This is a genomic window from uncultured Amaricoccus sp. (assembly GCF_937858865.1).
In the GTDB taxonomy this organism is placed as follows: Bacteria; Pseudomonadota; Alphaproteobacteria; order Rhodobacterales; family Rhodobacteraceae; genus Amaricoccus.
The window spans coordinates 1-3641 of the sequence record NZ_CALLYO010000287.1 but is presented as its reverse complement, the minus strand read 5'-3'; the positions used below and the strand labels follow the sequence as shown (position 1 = coordinate 3641).

At 71.0% G+C, this 3641-nt stretch carries 3 protein-coding genes and 1 pseudogene; 3 read left to right on the top strand and 1 reads right to left on the bottom strand.

The genetic code is table 11. The features are described 5' to 3' along the window. Positions 1-270 (top strand): annotated as a pseudogene (locus Q0112_RS08180) (beta-ACP synthase); the annotation flags it as partial. A 52-nt stretch (positions 271-322) separates the two neighbouring features. Here the strand turns inward: Q0112_RS08180 and Q0112_RS08175 are convergent. After that, positions 323-1135, bottom strand: coding sequence for an invasion associated locus B family protein (locus tag Q0112_RS08175; RefSeq protein WP_297973787.1), 813 nt, complete (start codon positions 1133-1135; stop codon positions 323-325). Between the two features lie 441 nt (positions 1136-1576). On the opposite strand from Q0112_RS08175, the gene Q0112_RS08170 reads away from it, so the two are divergent. Further along, positions 1577-3103, top strand: a complete 1527-nt coding sequence (locus Q0112_RS08170; RefSeq protein ID WP_297973784.1) for a helicase HerA-like domain-containing protein — start codon at positions 1577-1579, stop codon at positions 3101-3103. A 208-nt stretch (positions 3104-3311) separates the two neighbouring features. Beyond that, complete coding sequence (locus Q0112_RS08165) at positions 3312-3641, top strand: tryptophan synthase subunit beta (protein WP_297973781.1); 330 nt, start codon at positions 3312-3314, stop codon at positions 3639-3641.

The following is a 3641-nucleotide window of genomic DNA, read 5'->3' as shown; positions in this document are numbered from 1 at the left end:
GATCATGCCGACCGGCTGATGATCTCCTCGACCAAGTCGATGCACGGGCACCTGATCGGCGGGACGGGCGCGGTCGAGCTCGTCGCCTGCGTGATGGCGCTCGGCGACGGGGTGATCGCGCCGACGATCAACTACGAGGAGCCCGACCCCGAGTGCGACCTCGACGTGGTGCCGAACGAGGCGCGCCAGCGCCGGGTGCGGGCGGTGATGTCGAATGCCTTCGCCTTCGGGGGGATGAACGCCGTCCTGGTGCTGCGCGCCTTCGGCTGAGGCCTTCGCTGACCGCGCCCGGAGCGGTGGCTCCGGACGCAGTCGGGCGGGATCAGCGCTTGGGCTGCAGGTCGGGCAGCGGCTTGGCCGGGGCCGGGCGCGCCGCCGGCTGCTGCGCGGCGGGAGCCGGGGCCGGGTTCGGCGGCAGCAGGGCGCCCTCCGGCAGCACCGGGATCTCGAGCGCGTCGAAGGCGGCGGTGAAGCCCGAGAGCGAGAGGTCGAGCTCGACGGGGCGGTCGGGGCGGCCCACCGAGATGAGGGTGATCTTGCCGGCCTTGCCGCGCTTCAGCGCGTCGATCGACGGCTTGGCCAGCCCGAAGCGCGCGAAGCAGCCGACCTGGCTGCACCAGGCGAACGGGTACTGGCGCTTCTCGCCGTTGTCGACCTGCAGGATGACGCCGGTGGTGAGCAGCGTCCCGAGCGGGGTCACCACGGTGACGCCGGCATCGGCCTCGGACTGCTCGGGCAGCTTCAGCAGGCTGACCTCGGCCACCGGGTTCTTCTGCTCGTCGGTGGCGAGCTGGTACATGAAGCATTCGTCGCCGTCGGGGGCGCAGCGGATCTGCCAGTCGCCGAAGGTGTCCTTGACGATCTCCATGACCTCGGGCTGTGCCGGGTCGCCCGCCCCGGGCGTGCCCGCGCCTTCCTGCGCGGCCTGGCCGTCCTGGGGAGCGGCCTCGGCCGGGGCCGTCTCGGCCGGGGCCTCGGGCGCGGCCGCAGGCGCCTCGCTCGCCGGAGCCTCGGCGGCCGGGGCCTCGGCGGCCGGAGCGTCGGCGGCCGGGGCTTCCGCCTCCTGCGCGGCGAGGGGGCCGGCGAGCGCCAGCCCGAGCGCGGCCAGGATGAGGCGGTTCCGGATCGGTTGCATCGTGCTGCTCGCTCCTCGTGATCTGGCGACGCGCGACCCCGGCCCGCGTCCGGGCATCGCGCATGGGATTCCCGCGGGATTGTCATCCCGCGGGACGACTGTCAACGCCCCTGGAGAGCGCGGCCGGAAGGCTCGCGGCCAAGTGAAAAGGGCGCCCGGGGGCGCCCTTTCCCTCGCTTTCGCGACTTCCCTGTCGGACTAGGCCGAACGATGAGGCGGACGCTACGCTAGATGAGAAATCGGGTCAAGCGTGTCGGACAAGTGCATTTTGCAACAACGTGAAATGCGAAAAAAGGGGTCGCGGCGTTGTTACCGCGACCCGAGTGATACAGCGAGGAAAACACGTGCCCCGGAACGGAGGAACAACCGGGACACGCATTGCACTCTAGGAGGCGATGCTTAATATTCGATTTTGAATCCAACGATTTTCCGGGAGCGCGCATGGCCGAGGACGGGATCCTGGTGGGAGGCGGCGGCAAGGACCATGCCGAGCCTCGCGAGCTGCTGCTGCGCTACGGTAATCGCCATGGTCTCATCACCGGCGCGACCGGCACCGGCAAGACGGTGACCGTGCAGATCCTCGCCGAGGGCTTCTCCGCCGCCGGCGTACCGGTGGTGGTCCAGGACGTGAAGGGCGACGTCTCCGGCCTGTCGCGCCCCGGAGATCCGGCCGGCAAGGCGCACGAATCGCTCACGAACCGCGCGGCGCAGATCGGCATGGCCGACTTCGCCTACCGCGCCTATCCTGTAGTCTTCTGGGATCTCTTCGGCGCGCAGGGCCACCCGGTCCGCACCACGGTGAGCGAGATGGGCCCGCTCCTCCTTGCCCGCATGATGGAGCTATCGGACGCGCAGGAGGGGGTGCTCAACATCGCCTTCCGCGTGGCCGACGAGCAGGGGCTCGCGCTCCTCGATCTCAAGGATCTGCAGTCGGTCCTCGTCTGGCTCGGCGAGAACGCCCAGGAGGTCGGCCGCACCTACGGCAACGTCGCCCCCGCCTCGATCGGCGCCATCCAGCGTGCGCTGCTGGTGCTCGAGAACCAGGGGGCGAAGGACTTCCTCGGCGAGCCGGCCCTCGCGCTCACGGACCTGATCGCGACCGGCCCCGACGGCATGGGGCGGGTCAACATCCTCATGTCCGACCGGCTGATGCAGTCGCCCAGGCTCTACGCCATGTTCCTGCTCTGGCTCCTCTCCGAGCTCTTCGAGCAGCTGCCCGAGGTCGGCGACCCGGACAAGCCCGTCCTCGTCTTCTTCTTCGACGAGGCGCACCTCCTCTTCACCGACGCGCCGAAGGCGCTGACCGAGAAGGTGGTGCAGGTCGTCCGCCTGATCCGCTCCAAGGGGGTCGGCGTCTACTTCTGCACCCAGAACCCCGACGACGTGCCGCAGGACGTGCTCGCCCAGCTCGGCAACCGCATCCAGCACGCGCTGCGCGCCTTCACCCCGCGCGACGCCAAGGCGCTGCGCCAGGCGGCCGAGACCTTCCGCCCCAACCCCGAGTTCGACACCGAGACCGCGATCCGCGAGGTCGGGACCGGGGAGGCCGTCGTCTCGCTCCTCGAGGCGAAGGGCGTGCCGGCCATGGTCAGCCGCACGCTGATCCGCCCGCCCGAGTCGCGCATGGGCCCGATCACGCCCGGCGAGCGGGCGCAGACGCTGGCGGACTCGCCCCTCGCCGGCAAGTACGAGACGCCGCTCGACCGCGAGTCGGCGCACGAAATCCTCTCCGCCCGCGCCGAGAAGGCGGCGGGCGAGGCGGCGATGGCCGAGGAGATGCTGAAGCAGGCCGCCCAGCGCGACGCCGAGCTCAGGCAGGCCCGGCGCTACCAGCCCGCGCCCGCGCGCGGCCGGGCGCAGCCCTCGATCACCACCGAGATCACCCGCACCGTCATCAAGCAGCTCGGCACCCGCCAGGGCCAGCAGCTCGTGCGCGGCATCCTCGGCGGCCTCTTCAAGGGACGCTGAAGGCGCGGGCCGGCCGAATCGGCCGCCCCGCCCCTGCTCGCGTCGCGAGCGCGCCGACATCGCCACTCCACTTCCCCGCGGCCTCCCCGGAGCGGCGAGCCGCGGCCTGCCCGGATCCGGATGCAGAATCCGTGAACCGGCGTCAGAAAGTCTTGATGATCGTCGCCGATAGTCCCAATTGCGAAGAAGGGAGGCCGATGCGCGAAGCGTGAGGAAGGACAAGAAACGTCTTCGCCGCCAGTTCGAGGCGCTGTCGCGGGCGATGCCGGCGACGCGGCCGGTGAGCGAGCGGCTGCTCCGGGACGGGATGCGCATCGTGCGCCTGCCGACGGCGGTGCTGCTCCTGCTCGGCGGCGTCTTCTCCTTCCTGCCGGTCCTCGGCATCTGGATGCTCCCGCTCGGCCTGATGCTGCTCGCCGTCGACGTGCCGCTGATCCGCCCGACCGTCTCGGCCGGCTTCATCCGCACCCGCCGCCGCTTCAGCATCTTCTGGCGTCAGCGCATCCGCGGCCGCAAGCCGGTGTCGCCGGGCAAGTAG